19 protein-coding genes and 1 tRNA gene are annotated in these 16,020 nt (G+C 72.0%); 9 read left to right on the top strand and 11 right to left on the bottom strand.

The features are described 5' to 3' along the window. Positions 1-29: 29 nt before the first annotated feature. A complete protein-coding gene (locus tag JOF41_RS01025; RefSeq protein ID WP_209615403.1) occupies positions 30-1,517 on the bottom strand; it encodes a flavin-containing monooxygenase in 1,488 nt (495 codons plus the stop codon). A 76-nt stretch (positions 1,518-1,593) separates the two neighbouring features. Between JOF41_RS01025 and JOF41_RS01020 the strand changes: the two genes are divergently transcribed. Next, positions 1,594-2,211: a TetR/AcrR family transcriptional regulator gene (locus JOF41_RS01020; protein ID WP_372448459.1), complete on the top strand. Its 618-nt coding sequence runs from the start codon at positions 1,594-1,596 to the stop codon at positions 2,209-2,211. A gap of 25 nt (positions 2,212-2,236) precedes the next feature. Here the strand turns inward: JOF41_RS01020 and JOF41_RS01015 are convergent, their stop codons facing one another. Further along, positions 2,237-3,163 (bottom strand): alpha/beta hydrolase, encoded by a 927-nt coding sequence (locus tag JOF41_RS01015; protein ID WP_189222282.1) that lies wholly within the window; start codon positions 3,161-3,163, stop codon positions 2,237-2,239. A 232-nt stretch (positions 3,164-3,395) separates the two neighbouring features. On the opposite strand from JOF41_RS01015, the gene JOF41_RS01010 reads away from it, so the two are divergent. Next, a complete protein-coding gene (locus JOF41_RS01010; RefSeq protein WP_189222284.1) occupies positions 3,396-4,010 on the top strand; it encodes a TetR/AcrR family transcriptional regulator in 615 nt (204 codons plus the stop codon). Positions 4,011-4,018: 8 nt separating this feature from the next. On the opposite strand, the gene JOF41_RS01005 is transcribed toward JOF41_RS01010, so the two are convergent. Then, positions 4,019-4,240 (bottom strand): DUF3618 domain-containing protein, encoded by a 222-nt coding sequence (locus JOF41_RS01005; protein ID WP_189222286.1) that lies wholly within the window; start codon positions 4,238-4,240, stop codon positions 4,019-4,021. Positions 4,241-4,381: 141 nt separating this feature from the next. On the opposite strand from JOF41_RS01005, the gene JOF41_RS01000 reads away from it, so the two are divergent. From JOF41_RS01000 to JOF41_RS00990, 3 genes are all read left to right on the top strand, one after another. After that, positions 4,382-4,455: transfer RNA gene (locus JOF41_RS01000), tRNA-Leu, on the top strand. 227 nt (positions 4,456-4,682) lie between these two features. Beyond that, positions 4,683-5,312 (top strand): NucA/NucB deoxyribonuclease domain-containing protein, encoded by a 630-nt coding sequence (locus JOF41_RS38080; protein ID WP_209615400.1) that lies wholly within the window; start codon positions 4,683-4,685, stop codon positions 5,310-5,312. Then, entirely contained in the window at positions 5,309-5,821 is a 513-nt protein-coding gene (locus JOF41_RS00990; RefSeq protein ID WP_209615397.1) for a hypothetical protein, read from the top strand. The genes JOF41_RS38080 and JOF41_RS00990 overlap by 4 nt, the downstream gene beginning before the upstream one ends. Before the next feature lie 37 nt (positions 5,822-5,858). On the opposite strand, the gene soxR is transcribed toward JOF41_RS00990, so the two are convergent. Beyond that, positions 5,859-6,314 carry a redox-sensitive transcriptional activator SoxR gene (gene soxR, locus JOF41_RS00985; protein ID WP_209615394.1) on the bottom strand — a complete coding sequence of 152 codons (456 nt, stop codon included), beginning with the start codon at positions 6,312-6,314 and terminating at the stop codon, positions 5,859-5,861. A gap of 85 nt (positions 6,315-6,399) precedes the next feature. On the opposite strand from soxR, the gene JOF41_RS38075 reads away from it, so the two are divergent. Then, complete coding sequence (locus JOF41_RS38075; RefSeq protein WP_307867156.1) at positions 6,400-7,866, top strand: NAD(P)H-binding protein; 1,467 nt, start codon at positions 6,400-6,402, stop codon at positions 7,864-7,866. A 49-nt stretch (positions 7,867-7,915) separates the two neighbouring features. Here JOF41_RS38075 and JOF41_RS36525 read toward each other — a convergent pair whose 3' ends face one another. The 4 genes from JOF41_RS36525 to JOF41_RS00960 form a co-directional block, all read right to left on the bottom strand. Then, a complete protein-coding gene (locus JOF41_RS36525; RefSeq protein WP_244989476.1) occupies positions 7,916-8,224 on the bottom strand; it encodes a PIN domain-containing protein in 309 nt (102 codons plus the stop codon). Between the two features lie 303 nt (positions 8,225-8,527). Further along, positions 8,528-9,736 (bottom strand): helix-turn-helix domain-containing protein, encoded by a 1,209-nt coding sequence (locus tag JOF41_RS00970; protein WP_244989475.1) that lies wholly within the window; start codon positions 9,734-9,736, stop codon positions 8,528-8,530. A gap of 91 nt (positions 9,737-9,827) precedes the next feature. Then, the gene (locus JOF41_RS00965) at positions 9,828-10,505 is read right to left on the bottom strand and encodes a hypothetical protein (RefSeq protein ID WP_209615391.1); all 678 of its coding nucleotides are present in this window, start codon (positions 10,503-10,505) and stop codon (positions 9,828-9,830) included. Between the two features lie 48 nt (positions 10,506-10,553). Continuing rightward, positions 10,554-11,522: a CobW family GTP-binding protein gene (locus JOF41_RS00960; RefSeq protein ID WP_307867696.1), complete on the bottom strand. Its 969-nt coding sequence runs from the start codon at positions 11,520-11,522 to the stop codon at positions 10,554-10,556. 75 nt (positions 11,523-11,597) lie between these two features. On the opposite strand from JOF41_RS00960, the gene JOF41_RS36520 reads away from it, so the two are divergent. Together JOF41_RS36520 and JOF41_RS00955 are read left to right on the top strand one after the other, a co-directional pair. Continuing rightward, entirely contained in the window at positions 11,598-11,771 is a 174-nt protein-coding gene (locus JOF41_RS36520; protein WP_244989474.1) for a hypothetical protein, read from the top strand. Between the two features lie 48 nt (positions 11,772-11,819). Continuing rightward, positions 11,820-12,428, top strand: coding sequence for a DedA family protein (locus tag JOF41_RS00955; RefSeq protein WP_189222295.1), 609 nt, complete (start codon positions 11,820-11,822; stop codon positions 12,426-12,428). Here JOF41_RS00955 and JOF41_RS00950 read toward each other — a convergent pair. From JOF41_RS00950 to JOF41_RS00940, 3 genes are all read right to left on the bottom strand, one after another. Continuing rightward, positions 12,413-13,078 carry a response regulator transcription factor gene (locus JOF41_RS00950; RefSeq protein ID WP_209615388.1) on the bottom strand — a complete coding sequence of 222 codons (666 nt, stop codon included), beginning with the start codon at positions 13,076-13,078 and terminating at the stop codon, positions 12,413-12,415. The genes JOF41_RS00955 and JOF41_RS00950 overlap by 16 nt on opposite strands. After that, positions 13,069-14,127 carry a sensor histidine kinase gene (locus tag JOF41_RS00945; RefSeq protein ID WP_209615386.1) on the bottom strand — a complete coding sequence of 353 codons (1,059 nt, stop codon included), beginning with the start codon at positions 14,125-14,127 and terminating at the stop codon, positions 13,069-13,071. Before JOF41_RS00945 ends, JOF41_RS00950 begins: the two co-directional genes overlap by 10 nt. 157 nt (positions 14,128-14,284) lie before the next feature. Then, on the bottom strand, positions 14,285-15,331 hold the full coding sequence (locus tag JOF41_RS00940; RefSeq protein ID WP_209615384.1) for an FAD-dependent oxidoreductase: 1,047 nt from the start codon (positions 15,329-15,331) through the stop codon (positions 14,285-14,287). On the opposite strand from JOF41_RS00940, the gene JOF41_RS00935 reads away from it, so the two are divergent. Continuing rightward, positions 15,242-16,015: a Uma2 family endonuclease gene (locus JOF41_RS00935; RefSeq protein ID WP_307867155.1), complete on the top strand. Its 774-nt coding sequence runs from the start codon at positions 15,242-15,244 to the stop codon at positions 16,013-16,015. The genes JOF41_RS00940 and JOF41_RS00935 overlap by 90 nt on opposite strands. Positions 16,016-16,020: the final 5 nt, after the last annotated feature.

Below are 16,020 nucleotides of genomic sequence, written 5' to 3'. Positions count from 1 at the left end.
GGCCCCGAGGAGTTCGGGGCCGCCGCGCGTCAGGCGGACACCCTGTCGCGGCGGGCGCGGACCAGCGCGAAGTCCGCCGCGCGGACCTTCCTGGTGCGCATCCAGTACCGCCAGGTGAAGCCCGGCCACACGGTCCGGTTGACCCCCTGGGCGTCGAGGTACCAGCTCTTGCAGCCGCCCTGGGTCCACACGCCCCGGCTCAGCTTGCGCTGCAGCTCCCGGTTGAACCGGGCCTGCACCTCCGGGCGCACGTCCAGCTCGTCGGCCCCGTGCCGGTCCATCAGCTCCAGGCACTGCCGGACGTACCGGATCTGCGACTCGATCATGAACACCACCGAGTTGTGGCCGAGGCCGGTGTTCGGGCCCAGCAGGAAGAACAGGTTGGGGAAACCGGAGACGGTGATGCCGTAGTGGGTCTCCGCGCCCCGCTCGCGCCAGCTCCGCGCCAGGTCCCGGCCGCCCTTGCCGGTGATGTCCAGCTCGTCGAAGGAGTCGATGACGCGGAAGCCGGTGCCGTAGATGATCGCGTCGACCTCGTGCTCGACACCGGCGGCGTCCACCACGCCGTGCTCGCGGACCTCGGCGATGCCGTCGGTGACCACCTCCACGTGCGGCTTGGTCAGCGCCGGGTAGTAGTCGTTGGACAGCAGCACCCGCTTGCAGCCCAGGGTGTAGTCGGGCGTCAGCTTGGCGCGCAGCTCCGGGTCCGGGACCTGCTCGCGCAGGTGCTTCCCGGCGAGGTGCTCGGCGCCCCGCATGATGCCGGGGTGCACCGCGAAGCCCAGCACGGAGAACTCGCGCAGCCAGTACACGAAGTCCCGGTACAGCCGCTGGGTGAACGGCAGCGCGCGGAACAGCCGCCGCTCCCACGGGGTGATCTCGCGGTCGGACTTGGGCAGCACCCACGGGGGCGTGCGCTGGAACAGCGTCAGCGCGCTCACCCGGTCGGCGATCCTCGGCACGAACTGGATCGCGCTCGCGCCCGTGCCGACCACGGCGACCCGCTTGCCGGTGAGGTCGTAGTCGTGGTCCCACCGGGCCGAGTGGAACGTCCTGCCCTTGAAGCGCTCGATCCCCGGCAGCGCCGGGACGCTGGGGACGTGCAGCGCGCCGATGCCCGAGACCAGCGCCTTGGCGGTGTAGGTGTCGCCGGTCGACGTGCTCACGTGCCAGACCTTGGCGTGCTCGTCCCACCGCGCGGCCTCGACCGCGCAGCCGAACCGGATGTGCTCGCGCAGCCGGTGCTTGTCCGCCACCCGGTGCAGGTAGTCGCGGATCTCGGACTGCCGCGCGAACGTGCGCGACCAGCCGGGGTTGAGCTCGAAGGAGTACGAGTACATGTGCGAGGGCACGTCGCAGGCGCAGCCGGGGTAGGAGTTGTCCCGCCAGGTGCCGCCCAGGTCGTCCGCCTTCTCCAGCACCGCGAAGTCGCGCCGCCCGGCGCGCTTGAGCTCGATGGCCATGCCCAGGCCCGCGAAGCCCGTGCCCACCACCAGGACCTCGACCTCTCGGCGCATCGCTTCCTCCCGGTCCGGCTGCATACCGACGAGTAGGTTACTCGAAGTAAGTTACTCGCGGTAGTACCCTCTCGCCGTGACCACCCCGCAGCCGCGCAGGCGGATGCCCAAGGCGCAGCGCAAGGCCCAGATGCTCGACGTGGCCGAGCGGGTCTTCGCCGAGCGCGGCTACCTGGCCGCGTCCATGGACGAGATCGCCGAGCGGGTGGGCGTGTCCAAGCCGATGCTCTACGAGTACTTCGGCTCGAAGGAGGGCCTGCTCATCGGGTGCGTCCACCGCGCCCGCGCCGAACTGCTGGACCGGACGCAGCGGGCCGTCGCGGGCGGGGGCACCCCCGAGGAGGTGCTGCGCCGCGGCCTGCTGGCGTTCTTCGAGTTCATCGCCGAGCACAAGCGGTCGTGGACGATGCTGCGGCAGGAGGCGGCGGTGACCGTGCCCGGCGCGGTGGCGGAGGTCGAGTCCATCCGCACGCAGCAGACCGACCTGATCGCCGCGGTGCTGTCCGGGTTCGCGCGGGGGATCGACCCGCTGGAGGCCGAGGTGTTCGCCGAGGTCGTGGTCGGCGCGACCGAGCGGCTGGCGCTGTGGTGCGAGCGCAGGCCCGAGGTGGGGCCCGCGCTGGCCACCGACTACGCCATGGGCGTGGTCTGGCGCGGCATCGCGCGGCGGCTCGACGCGGACGCCCCCGGCTGACCGGTCGCCCGCTCAGCCCTCCCGCTCAGCCCCGCAGCGCGTCGAGCAGCATCGGCATCGACTGGCGCAGCGCGCGGTCCCAGTACTCCCACACGTGCGTGCCCGGCCCGTACAGGTCGGCGGTGACCGGGATGCCCAGCTCACCCAACCGCGCGACCACCGCCGCGCTCTGCCTGCCCAGCAGCTCCTCCAGCCAGTCGGGCTGCTTGCCCTCGACGTCCAGCGGGCCGGGCGCGCCGTTGCCCGAGGAGATGTACAGCGGCGTGCCGCGCAGCCGTTCGGCCAGGTCGTAGGGGTTGTGCGCGCTCCAGTCCTGCCACAGCGCGTTCGGGTCCAGCCCGGCCTGGGTGACGATCTGCGCCACCAGGTCGCGGGACTGCTGCGACATGGTGGTGTGCAGCACGCCGCTGTAGGAGGCGGCGGCGCGGAAGAAGCCGGGATGGCGGGCGGTGTAGGACAGCGCCCCGAACCCGCCCATGGAGAACCCGGCCACGGCGCGGGTCCGGCTCGCCCGGTAGTCGCGCTCCAGCACCGCGGGCAGCTCGGTGAGGTGGAAGGTCTCCCAGCCCGGCCCGGAGCGCCAGTCGGAGTAGAAGCCCGCCGGACCGCCGTCGGGCATCACCACCAGCACGTCCTCCTCGGCGGTCAGCTCGGCCACGGACGAGGAGCCGGTCCACGACAGGTGGCTGCCGCAGCAGCCGGTCAGCAGGTACAGCACCGGCCAGGTGCGGTCCGGCTGCTCGTGCCAGCGGCGCGGCAGCAGCAGCCGGACCTCGGCGTCGCGCCCCAGCGCGGCCGAGGGGACGGTGATGTCGACCTGCCGCTCCCCCACCACCGACGAGGACGACGTCGAGGCGGTGGCGGACGTGGTCACCGGGGCGGCCCCCGGCGCGGGCGAGGAGCACGCGGCCACCAGGAGCGCGGTCAGGGCGATGAGCGTCTTGCGCGGCACGCGCCGAGGATGCCGCACCCGCCGCGGAACCCGCACGGGGCGTCGCGAAGGTCACGAACCGAACGCGGCCAGGTCGATTCCACGTAGCGGGCGTTCAACCCGGCGGCCCGCGAGCGATAACCCCTGTGTGAGCGTCGCGTCGATCCGAGCACCCCTCATGAGCAGGTGTTCCGCCGTCGATCGCGATCATGCACGCCTAGGATGTCCGGCCAACGGCGACGGGAGCGCAGGCATGGCTACACCGGTGTACAGCGGGGGCGCGAGAGCTCCGCAGCGAGGCAGACCCAGGGACGCGAGCCGGGACGACGCCCTGCGCCAGGCGGCGCTGGAGGTGATGGCCGAGGTCGGCTACCGCGCGCTGACCATGGACGCGGTGGCCTCGCGGGCGCGGGCGGGCAAGGCGACGATCTACCGGCGCTGGGAGTCCAAGCTCGACCTGGTCATCGACACCTGCACCCAGCTCGCCTCGCAGAACCTGCCCGAGCCCGACACCGGGTCGCTGGCGGGCGACCTGCGCGAGTTCCTCAGCTCGCTGGCCGCGTTCCTGTCCGGCCCCGTCGGCAAGGCGGCGCAGGCGCTGGTCGGCGAGCTGCCGCACGAGCCGGAGCTGGCCACCGCGTTCCGCGAGACCTTCCTGATCGCCCAGCGGGACGTGCTGCGCCGCATCCTGGAGCGCGCCGACCACCGCGGCGAGCTGCGCCCGGAGGCCCCGCGCGGCCTGGCCGTGGAACTGGCGGGCGCGGCGCTGATCTACCGGCTGATGCTCACCGGCGACCCGCTGGACGTGGCGTTCGTCGAACGGGTGGTGGACCAGGTGCTACTGCCCCTCGTGGCCGGGGGGCAGTAGCACTCCGCTCAGCGGAACAGCTTGCGCAGCAGCGCGAACCCCAGGATCACGGCCACCGCGATCAGCGAGTACCGGATCTTGGGTTCGTCGAGCTTCGCGCGCACGCTGGCCTTGCCGGACTCCACGAAGCGCTGGGGGTTGGCCCTGGTGCCCAGTTCGTCCAGCGTCGCGGCCAGCGCGTCGCGAGCCTGCTCGATCTCGCGCTGGATGGTGTCGGGGTCGCGAGCCACATCTCCTCCTAGCAGCGGTCAGGGCCACCAAGGTAGTCGGCCACCGCCGCGCGCGGTGATCGGCGTGGCCTTCCGGCGGTCCGGGGAGGGTGGTGTCCCACGGGACCACCCTCCCCGCCGGGCCGATAGGGTTGGCACCACGGGGTCGTAGCCCAATTGGCAGAGGCACACGGTTTAGGTCCGTGCCAGTGAGAGTTCGAGTCTCTCCGGCCCCACCGAGGACCCGCGCGCGGAGACCTCCTGAGGTGGGCACCTCCCGCGCGGCCCCGGTGGTCCGACCAGCAGGTCGGGTCACCGGGAAGGCCATGACGTCGCATTCCGCAATTTCGCGGCTGCATTCGACTTTCCTGCGCCCCCATTCGGCTGCCGCGGTGCGGAAGTCATTGCCCCGAGCACGCCCGTGGTGCCACCCTCGCCGCAGATGAGCGCATGAGGGAGAAGCGTGGCGACCAAATCGGGAACCGGATTTCTGCTGCCGCTGGCACTGGTCGCGGCAGGTGTCTTCTTCTGGCCGCAGATCGAGGACGGAGCAAGCGACATCCTCGGTGGCGCAACCGGCGGTGTCGAACTGATCGGTGAAGGTGAGCACAGCTTCCTGGTGGCCGCGTCCGCTTCATCGCAGGTCCACCGGTGCACACCACGGCAGAGTCTTGCCGACGGCGCCTGCGAGGAGCTGAAGTTCATCGTTCTCGACGCGGCGAAGATGCCGTTCATCGGCAGGAACGTCTCCGAGGCCTGGCAGTCCGGCAAGCCGGGTGTGCTCACGAAGGAATCGAATGCTGAAACGCAGAACCGCAAGTACGTCTGCACGAAGTCGTTTCCCCGGCCGCACGGCGGCGAATGCGACGAATACCCCTTCGCCAGCACGCGGCAGGGCGGGAAGGGAGCGCGCGAGACGGAGGTTCCATCACGCGAGAACCGCTGCCAGGGCGGTACGATCAACGCCCAGCAGATCATCCGGGGCATCAACGACGGGGACGACTACCTCGTGGTCATCACCAACCCCGGACAGATCGCCACGGGCGACTACCAGGGGGTCGACATCGCCATCGACAGGGGGACGTGCGGTTGAGCGACCTGGTCGACCACGGGGACCTCGAAGTGGAGATCAACCACGGACAGGTCTACATCTACTCGGCCCCGCCGTGGCGCACCGACCCGAACCAGGCCAACGCGATGCTGCACGCGCTGGACGACGCGCAGAACTCGGGCCGGTACGTGGGCGTCTCGTCCGGCCTGGTCGACCTCGTCGTCCCGACCCACTGGAACTTCAACGCCCCCATGCGGGTCGAGGTCTGGACCGCCGAACCGCCGCCTGATGACGACAACTGGGACAACGTCGTGGACGTCGACCTCGACATCACCGACGACACCCTCCACTTCCAGGGCTCGGGCGGTCGCCCCCCGATTCCGTGCGCCGTGCCCTCGGGTGCCTACCGCGCCCGGATCGCGGGTCGCGGCTACGACCAGTTGAGGGCGGACGTCGAGGGGATGGACGACTACCGCCTCCAGCTCTGGCCTCGCGAGTCCGAGGCCTCACCCACGCTCAGGAAGTCCTGGCCGGGGTGGAACGCCACCTGACCATGGGTATCGGCACCCCGGACGCACCGGACGCGGCCTAGGAGTCGAACAGCCGGTACGGGCCAGCACCCCGGCTCCCCAGCTCGTCACCGGGGTTGACCAGCCCGCACTGCTCGAAGGACAGGCAGCCGCAGCCGATGCACTCGGTGAACCGGTCCCGCATGTTCTCCAACCGCTTGATGCGGGCGTTGAGCTCGGCGCTCCAGCACTCGGACGCCCTGGCCCAGAACTCGCGGGTGGGCGCTTGGCCCTCGGGCAGCTTGGCGAGGGCGTCGCCGATCACCGACAGCGGGATGCCCAGGTGGTGCGAGGCGCGGATGAAGGCCACCTGCCGGAGCACCTCCCGGCGGTAGCGGCGCTGGTTGCCCGCGGTGCGCCTGCTGCGGATGAGCCCCTTGCGCTCGTAGAAGCGCAGAGCCGAAGCGGGGACGCCGCTGCGCTCGGACAGCTCGCCGATGGTGATCTCGGTGGCCTGCGCGGGCACCGGTGCCATGTGGATCACTCCCAGTTGACTTGAACCCTTGTTCAAGTTTGACGCTCTTGGTGTCGGAGCGGTGATCGAGTTCGAGGGAGAACCCATGTCCGCAAGTCAGTGGCCCGACATCACCCGTCCCGACGTCGGCACCGCCCTGGTCGCGGAAACCCCCGCCGGGGCGGCGGAGGTGTTCGCCGCGCTGGAGCGCGCCCCGTGGCCGGACGGGCTGCTCTCGGTCAACGCGTTCGTCGGCGCCGAGGACGCGACGGCGCTGACCTACACCCAGTGGGCGGCTGGGGCGGCCGACCCCGCGTTCTTCGAGCGGCTCACCGGCACCGAACCGGTCGAGTACCGGCTCTACCGCAGCACCGGCAGGCAGGTCCCGGCGGCTCCCGGCTGCGCCGTCGTCGTCAGCGTCGAGTTCGACGGACCCGACGAGCAGCGGCAGCGGCGCTGGGTCGACACCGTCTTCGACGCCCTGACCAGCGAGGCCGCACCGCCTGCCGGCCTGATCTCGGCCAACTTCCACCTGAGCACCGACGGCACCCGGTTGATCAACTACGCCGAGTGGACCGACGCGCGGGCCCACCGCGACGCCATGGCCAAGTCCGGCCAGGGCACCGTGGGGTCCGCGCCGCAGTGGCGGCGGGTCCTGGACTTCCCGGTGCGTCGCCGGGAGTTCCGGCGGTACCACCTGCTGCGCGGCCTCTCCGCCCCGTCCCGACCCCAGGTCCTGGTGACCGGCGCGACCGGCGCGGTCGGCGGGCAGGTGGTCGCGCAGCTGCGCGCTTCGGGGACGCCGGTACGGGCCCTGGTCCGCGACCCCGGTTCCGCCGCACTGCCGGACGGCGTCGACGTCCGGCGCGGCGACCTCCTCTCACCGGAGACGGTGGCCGCCGCCGCGGAGGGCGCGGACGTCGCCTTCCTGATGTGGCCCTTCCCCACCACCGACGTGGTCCCCGCGGTGCTGGACGCCCTCGCCCGCCACGTCCGCCGAGTCGTCTTCCTGTCCTCCGGGGCCGTCCGCGACGACCTGGAGGAGCAGGAGAACGCGATCGGCGCGTGGCACGCGGAGGTGGAGCGGGCGATCGAGCGGTCCGGGCTGGAGTGGACGTTCCTGAGGCCGCACGCCTTCGCCACCAACACCCTCGCCTGGGCGCCGCAGATCCGCGACGGCGACGTGGTGCGCGGCGTCTACGGGGCAGCCGCCATGCCCCTGCTGCACGAGGCGGACATCGCGGCCGTGGCGGTGCGCGCCCTGGTCGAGGGTGGTCACGTCGGCAAGCGGTACGTGCTCACCGGCCCGGAGGCGCTGACGCAGGCCGAGCAGGTGCGCGTCATCGGCGAGGCGATCGGCCGCCCGCTGCGCTGGGAGGAGATCACGCCGGAAGCGGCGCGGCAGCGGATGCTCGACCAGTGGCCTGCGGCGGTGGTCGACGTCATGCTCGGCGCGCAGGCCCGACTGGTGGCCGAACCGGGTCCGCGCACGTCCACGGTGGAGGAGGTCACCGGGGTGCCCGCGCGCACCTTCCGCGAGTGGGCCACCGACCACGCGGCGGACTTCCGCTGAGATCGCCCCACCGGGCGGCCCGCCACGAGCGGGCCGCCCGGTGCGCGGGTCAAGCCCAGAGGGCAGGTGACAGGAGGGGAGTCGCTTCAAGGGGCGGCAGTCCGTCATCGAGGTGCCGCAACTTCTGATAAACGGCGCGCATCGCGGCTTTGTCCGGGATGTGCTGCCCACCCGCCGCACACGCCAGAACTGTCAGCGTGTTCACCAAGGTGATCGATCCCACAGCACAACCGCTCATCCGGAGCCGTTCGAGCCTGCTGATCTCCGAGGTGGCGATGCGCGCTCCAGCGCCGTCATCGATCAGCACGGTGACCTTGTCACCCGACTCGGCGGCGACCACCGCGTGCGCGATGACCATGGTCTCACCCAGGTCTTTGCGATCCCTCACCCGTTGCGCGAAGGACTGCCGGGTGATCCGGTGGACGACGGCCGCGAGTTCGGGGTGTCTGGTCGTCGGAGAGGACCTCCACCCAATGGGGCGTGAGCTTCCGCCAGACCGCCGCGGCGGGGCGGAACCTCTCATCCTGCCGGGATTTGCGGAAAACCTCCTCCTGCACGGTCTCCGGGGCGCTGAGCCTGCCCAGCACACCGATGAGAAGGCGTTCTTTGTTGATGGAGAAGAAATTCAGGCCGGGTCCGGCGTCGATGATCGGCCGGTGGCTCATCCAGCGTCCCGAACGTCGGGAGGATCGCCATCCAGCGCGTCGAGGGCCTCGTCCAACGCCTCCAGATCCACGTGCACGTCCGGCAGTTCCGCCGGATCGGCCCACACCACCGGCCGCTCGACGGGCACCACGCCCGCCTCCCCCAGGTCCGCTTCGACAACGGCGGATTCGACACCACGCAAGGTGGCTATGGCCTGCACGGGGAGCACGCCCTCCACATAGCCCCTGATCGCGCGGGCCAGCAGCCGTTGCGGCGCTCTGCGCTGATCGGATTCGACCTGCAGCGCCCGGTACTGGTCCCCCCACCCGAACCGGATGGCCAGGTGAGGCGCGGACAGGGCCATCCACTCCTGCTTGGTGGCGGTGTCGATGTACTCGGCTTGGTGCAGCGCGATGGCGGCGATGGCCGGTGAGACCAGGAAGCGCTGGACAATCGCGGACAAGTCGGATCGCGTGATGGTCTCCCGCGCCCCGAGGAACTCGCGGAGGCCGTCGATCGGCACGAGCAGGTGCCGGGCGAAATCATCGGCTCGGACCTCGGCTGGGGTCCGCTCACTCCAGTTGCCCGCGGTGCTGTCCCTCCAGTCCTGGAACAGCACGTGGCCGAGCTCGTGGGCCAGTGTGCTGCGCTGTCGCATCGGGTTCTGAGTGCGCGCGACGCCGATGAACACGGCACCACGCGTCGGGTCGCGCATCGTCAAGCCGTGCTCGTCCGGTCCCGCGTCCAGCACCGCGACGTCGATGCCGGTCGTCTGCTCGATGAGCGCCACGAGATCACCCAGCGGCTGCGTGCCCAGGTGGTGCTCCTGGCGGAACCGCTCGGCAGCGGCACGCCCCTCGGTTTCCGCGCTCAGCGCCCCGCGCCCGTCCCGGACGATCGCCGGGACAGCTTGATCGTCCAGGTAGTCGTTCAACTCCAGGAAGTGCAGCAGGGCCTCACGCATGTGCTCCATGCCGGAGTCACGGGTAGCCCGCGCCACGCACTGCGCCCGATCGGCCACCGCGCCGACCCCGGTGAGCTGGGCGACCGTGTGGCCGGTCGCCCACGCGATCGCCACCACCTCGGGCATCTTCGCCGCACGATCCCCCGAGATGATCCGCGACAGGGTCGACTGCGAAATGCCGGTGGCATCGGCGAGAGCGCGCTGGCTGAACCCCGCGACGATGCGGGCGCGTTCGATGAGCGCGCCGACCTGCGGCTCCATCAGCACCTCACAGACTGAATCATGATCATAAGACTTGATTCAGGATACGCCTCATCCGATGCGCCCGCCAGGTGAAGGGGGCCGTTCCCCCTCACCGCCGCACGAGCAGGTCGGCCACCCGCAGCAGCGGGTCCAGGCCGCTGAACACCGACTCCACCCTGATCCGCCCCGTGCTCGTGCTCACCAGGTCCGCCCCGGCCAGGCTCCACTCCGGCACGACGCCGTCCAGGTGCGCCCGCACCAGCGCCGGGGTGATCAGCGCGGGCACCACGGCGGGGTCGTCGACCCGCACCCGGAACCGCCGGTCGAACTCCTCGTCACCGGTGGCCTTGCCGTCGCGGTAGCCCGCGCCGCGGGCGATCCGCGAGCCCAGGCCGCGCCGCCGCACCGCGATCGGCGGATAGGTGAAGGGCAGGTGCACGACGTGCACCGTCAGGTGGTGGGTCGTGGTGGAGGTCGACCGGGTGCTCTGCCCGTTCATGTCGGTCTTGGAGGACGTGCTGGTGGTGTCGTACTGGTAGTGCGCCACGGTCACCGGGTAGTGCCGGAAGCCCTCGACCTGCAACCGCACCTTGCGGGCGTCCCCCCGTGGCAGGCAGGCGGTCCACGGTCCACCGCCGCCCTCCCGGTAGCGCCACCCCTGGGCGGCGGCCCACGCCGAGACGGTCGCGCGGTACTTGCGGTCCGCGGCGACACCGGCCGCGATCAACAACGCCGCCACCGCCAGCACCGCGAATGCGATCATCACCACGACGGACCCGTCGACCACCGCGCACCCCCTCTCCTACCCCAGTAGTCCGCTCGGACCACCGCGGTATTACAGGTAGCGCAGGACCTCCAGCATCGACTGCGGGTCCACCGACGCCGGGTCGGGCTCCACGCAGTGCTCCAGGGCCTTGGTGACGGCCTCGGCGTCCAGGCCCACCCCGATCAGCACCAGCTGCGTCAGGCGCGGCTCGTCGGCGGCCCACGCGGAGCGCTTGAACCGCAGGTAGGCGCCCACGGTGTGCAGGGTGAACTTCTGCCGGTGCCCCGGCACGTCGAAGTGGGCGAACCCCTTGATCCGGTACAGCCCGGCGGGCCGGTCGTCGAGGAAGGCCATCAGCCGGGTGGGGTTCAGCGGCTGGGCGGAGGTGAACGACACGCTCTCGTACGCCTGGTGGGCGTGCGGCTCGTCGTCCTCCGCCAGGTCGTCGAAGGACAGCTGCCCGTAGCGCTGCCGGGGGCGCGGGTCGAACAGCAGCGCCGGGTCGACGCGGCCGTGCGTCGCGGCGACCACGGGCACGCCGGGCTTGAGCCGGTCGACTTCGGCGAGCAGGCCGCTCGCGTCGGGCACCCGGTCGACCTTGTTGACCACCACCAGGTCCGCCACGCGCAGGTGCCTGGCCAGGTCGGCGGGCGGTTCGGCGGCGTCCACCAGCAGCACCAGGCCGCCGTAGCCGACGCCGGGGTGCTCGCTGCCCAGCACCAGCCGGACCATGGCCTGCGGCTCGGCCAGGCCGCTGGCCTCGATGACGATCACGTCGACCTGGCCGACGAGCTTGCCCAGCAGCTCGTCCAGGCCGCTCACGTCGACCGCGCAGCACAGGCAGCCGTTGCTCAGCGACAGCGTCGAACCGACCTGGCCCGCGACGCTCATCGCGTCGATGCCGATGCTGCCGAAGTCGTTGACCACCACGCCGACGCGGGTGCCGCGGGCGGTGGCGAGCAGGTGGTTGAGCAGCGTGGTCTTGCCCGAGCCCAGGAAGCCCGCGACCACGATCACCGGCGTCTTCACGGGCCGGATTGTCCACCAGCCGCCGTCGGCGGGGATCGGGAGGTTTTCCCGACCGCCGTCGGCGGGAACCCCGGAGGCGAGGAGGTGGTCGAGCCAGCGCCGAACCGCAGGGCCAGCCACGTGCTGCTGCCGGGCCTCGCTATCCGCGACCACCGGGTGGTCCCACCGCCCGCGCTCCAGCGGGTGATCCGCAGGCACGCCAGGGGGTTGGCCGCCCGACGTCGAGCACCGGGTGTGGTTTTCCGCACCCCGGCGTGAGGCGAGCATCATGGCGGGTGCCCTCGGCGCGTTCGTAACGTGGCAATCATGGACGTCACCTGGATCACCGACCTGATGGACTCGCTCGGGGCACCGGGCGCGGGCCTGGCGATCGCGCTGGAGAACCTGTTCCCCCCGCTGCCCAGCGAGGTCTTCCTGCCGCTGGCCGGGTTCACCGCGAGCAAGGGCGGCATGAGCCTGTTCGCGGCGATCCTGTGGACCACCGTGGGCTCGGTCGCGGGCGCGCTGCTGCTGTACTACCTCGGCGCGCTGCTCGGTCGCGACCGGCTGCGCCGGATCGTGCAGCGGATGCCGCTGATGGACGTCTCCGACGTGGACAAGTCCGAGGAGTGGTTCGCCAAGCACGGCAAGTCGACCGTGTTCTTCGGGCGGATGATCCCGGTCTTCCGCAGCCTCATCTCGATCCCCGCGGGCGTGGAGCGGATGCCGGTGCCGCTGTTCGTCGCGCTGACCGCGGCGGGCAGCCTCATCTGGAACACCGCCCTGATCATGGCGGGCTACTTCCTGGGCGAGAACTGGCACGTCGTCGAGAACTACGCGGGCGTGCTGTCCAAGGTGGTGCTCGGCGTGGCCGCGCTGGCCGTGGTGTGGTTCGTGGTGTCGCGGGTGAAGAAGCGCTCTCACGCCCGCAAGTAGCGCAGGATCGCCAGCACCCGGCGGCTGTAGCCGTCCACACCGGACAACTCCAGCTTGTCGAAGATCGAGTTCACGTGCTTCTCCACCGCGCTGCGCGAGATGTGCAGGCGGGTCGCGATCGCGTTGTTCGTGTGGCCCTCGGCCATGCGCGCCAGCACCTCCCGCTCGCGGTCGGTGAGCCCGCCCAGCGGGTGCGCGCTGCGGGCCAGCAGCTTGCGCACCACCTCGGGGTCGAACGCCGCGCCGCCCGCGCCGACCCGGCGCAGCGCGTCGAGGAACTCCTCCACCTGCGCCACGCGGTCCTTGAGCAGGTAGCCGACGCCGTCGGCGTGCTCGGTGAGCAGGTCGACGGCGTAGCGCTGCTCGACGTACTGCGACAGCACCAGCACGCCGACGCCGGGGAAGCGGCGGCGGATCTCCAGCGCGGCGCGCAGCCCCTCGTCGGTGTGCGTGGGCGGCAGCCCCTCGTCGGTGTGCGTGGGCGGCATCCGCACGTCGGTCACCACCACGTCGGGCAGGTGGGCGGCGGTGGTGGACAGCAGCGCCGCCGCGTCGCCCACCGCGGCGACCACGTCGTGGCCCTCCTCGGCCAGCAGCCGCACCAGGCCCTCGCGCAGCAGCGTCGAGTCCTCGGCCAGGATCACCCGCACGGGACCTCCGCGGTGACCGCGGTCGGCCCGCCCGCCGGGCTGCGCACGGCGAAGCGGCCGTCCAGCGCGAGCACCCGCCGGGACAGCCCGGCCAGCCCGCCGCCCTCCGGGTCCGCGCCACCCACGCCGTCGTCCTCCACCAGCACGCGCACCACGCCGTCGCCGTCCGCCACCCGCACGGAGATCATCGTCGCACCCGAGTGCTTGGCCGCGTTGGTCACCGCCTCGCACACCACGAAGTAGACCGCGGTGGCCACCTGCGGCGGCAGGTCCCCCGGCGCGCACTCGATCCGCACCGGGATGGCGGAGCGGTCCGCCACGGCCTCCAGCGCCTCGCGCAGGCCCAGGGTGTCCAGCGCCGTCGGGTACACCCGCCACGCCACCTCGCGCAGGTCGCCCAGCACCTGCTGGGACTCCTCGTGCGCCTGGCGCAGCAGCTCCTCGGCGCGGTCGGGGTGCCGCCGCGCCCGGCCCAGCAGCATCCCCAGCGCGACCAACCGCTGCTGCACGCCGTCGTGCAGGTCGCGCTCGATGCGGCGGCGCTCGGCGTCGACGGCCGCCACGATGCCCGCGCGGCTGGCCGAGAGCTGCTCCACCCGCTGCCGCAGCAGCTCCGCCTCGCTGGGACCGAGGAAGCGCCGGGCCACCTTGGCCTCCAGCGCCGCGACGCCCATCACGCCCTGGACCTCGATGTAGAGCAGCACCAGGCCGATGAAGCAGCTCCAGGCGACCTCCGGCCAGTCCACGTTGGGCGCCCCGTCCTCGGCGATCAGCCAGACGAGGTAGCCGGCCACGTAGAAGCCGTAGTAGAGCCAGACCAGCACCAGCCCGCCGAGCAGCCCGACCGCCGAGCGCACCGCGACGTACCGGGCGGCCTGCTCGGGGGTGGGCGGCGCGCTGTCCACGCCCAGCGCCCACCGGACGCGGCGGCGCTCCCAGTCGGCCAGCCGGGGCAGCAGGGGGCGCGCGAACACCAGCGCCAGCAGGCCCGCCAGCGCGCTGGCCGAGCCGAGCGACAACCCCGCGAAAACCCGGACGGCCCTCCCCACGTCCCCGAGGTTATCGGCGCCCCACCCCAAGTCGCCCGCAAGTACCACCCGCCCCACGGGAACGGGCCGGTGACTACTACCCGGCCCACGGCCGTTCACCGCGCGGGTAGTAGTTGTGCGCTCGGCGGGAGCCCTCGGGTAGTACTTGCAGGCGGGGTCAGGCGGCGGCGGGGGCCAGCAGGTGCTTGATCTCCTTGACGGCGGCGCGTCCGGCGCGCGTGGCGCCGACCGTGCTCGCCGACGGCCCGTAGCCGACCAGGTGGACGCGCGGATCGGCCACCACCCGCGTGCCGTCGAGCCGGATGCCGCCGCCGGGTGCGCGCAGCTTGAGCGGGGCCAGGTGGTCGATGGCGGCGCGGAAACCGGTCGCCCACAGGATCGCGTCGGCGCGCTCGTGGCGGCCGTCCGGCCACACCACGCCGTCCTCGGTGAACCGCTCGAACATCGGCCTGCGCGCGAGCACGCCACTGGCCAGCGCTTCCCGCACCACCGGGGTGAGGTTGAGCCCGGTCACGCTCACCACGCTGCGCGGCGGCAGGCCCGCGCGGACCCGCTGCTCCACCCGCGCCACCACCGCCCGGCCCAGCTCCGGGGTGAACGGCTCGTCGTGGAACTCCGGTTCGCGCCGGGTGACCCAGGTGGTGGTGCCGTGGCGGGCGATCTCCAGCAGCTGCTGCACCGCCGAGGTGCCGCCGCCGACCACGACGACGTGCTGCCCGGCGAACTCCTCCGGGCCCCGGTACTGCGAGGAGTGCAGCTGACGGCCCCGGAACAGCTCCTGGCCGGGGTAGCGCGGCCAGAACGGGCGGGTCCACGTGCCGGTGGCGTTGATCAGCGCCCTGGTGTCCCAGACGCCCCGATCGGTCTCCACCCGCAGCAGGCCACCCCGGTCGCGGACGGCCAGCACCCGCACGGGCCGCCGCACGCGCAGGTCGTTGCGGCGCTCGAAGTCGGCGAAGTAGGCGGGCAGCACCCGGTTCGCGGGCGCGTCGGGGTCCGGGGCCTCGAACGGCATCCCCGGCAGGTCGTGGATGCCGTGGACGGTCGCCATGCGCAGCGTCGGCCAGCGGTGCCGCCACGCGCCGCCGGGGCCGTCGGCCTCGTCCAGGACGACGTGGTCCAGGCCCGCGCGGCGCAGGAAGTAGGCGCTGGACAGGCCCGCTTGACCCGCGCCGATCACGACGACGTCGGTGTTCACGTGCATATCAACACCTTCGGGGGACCCGATCTTCCAGGGCGGCTTTGTGACCCCCGACCCCCGCTACGGTCGTGCGACACTGAACCGGAGTCGAGGCAGGGAGGCAGCACCGTGACCGCACTCGCGCATCACCCGGTCGGTCCGTTCACGGTCGAGGACTGGCACGCGCTCACGCCACGTCCCGACGGCTCCCGCCTAGAACTCGTCTGGGGACATTTCCAAGTGACACCACCTCCATCCATGCACCACCAGTACGCGGGCGACGAACTCCGGGCGGTGCTGAAGGCCGCGCTGCGCGAAGCGGGTCGGACCGACCTCTACGTCGTCACCGGCATCGGCACCGAGATCAGCACCGAGCGTCGCACCGCTCTCATCCCCGACGTGGCGGTGTTGAGCACGCGCCCGGTCGGCAAAGCCGCCCATGCCGCCGATTTGGAACTGACCGTCGAGGTGGTCTCGCCGGGCAACAGCCGCCAGGAGCAGGCCGCCAAGATGGCGGGCTACGCCGCGGCGGGCGTGCCGTTCTACTGGGTGGTGCGCCAGGACCGACTCGGGGCGTCGTCGATCACCGCCTACCGGCTCAAGGACGACGAGTACGTGGAGGAGCTGACGGCGGGCCCCGGTTCGCCGGTGACCATCACGGCCGCACCGGTGCCGGTGACCTTCGACCCGGCCGTGCTGCACCCCTGAGCGCT

This window comes from Saccharothrix coeruleofusca, from assembly GCF_017876325.1.
Taxonomy (GTDB): domain Bacteria; phylum Actinomycetota; class Actinomycetes; order Mycobacteriales; family Pseudonocardiaceae; genus Actinosynnema; species Actinosynnema coeruleofuscum.
Note: the sequence above shows the minus strand (reverse complement) of the source record. Positions and strands in the feature narration are given on the sequence as shown.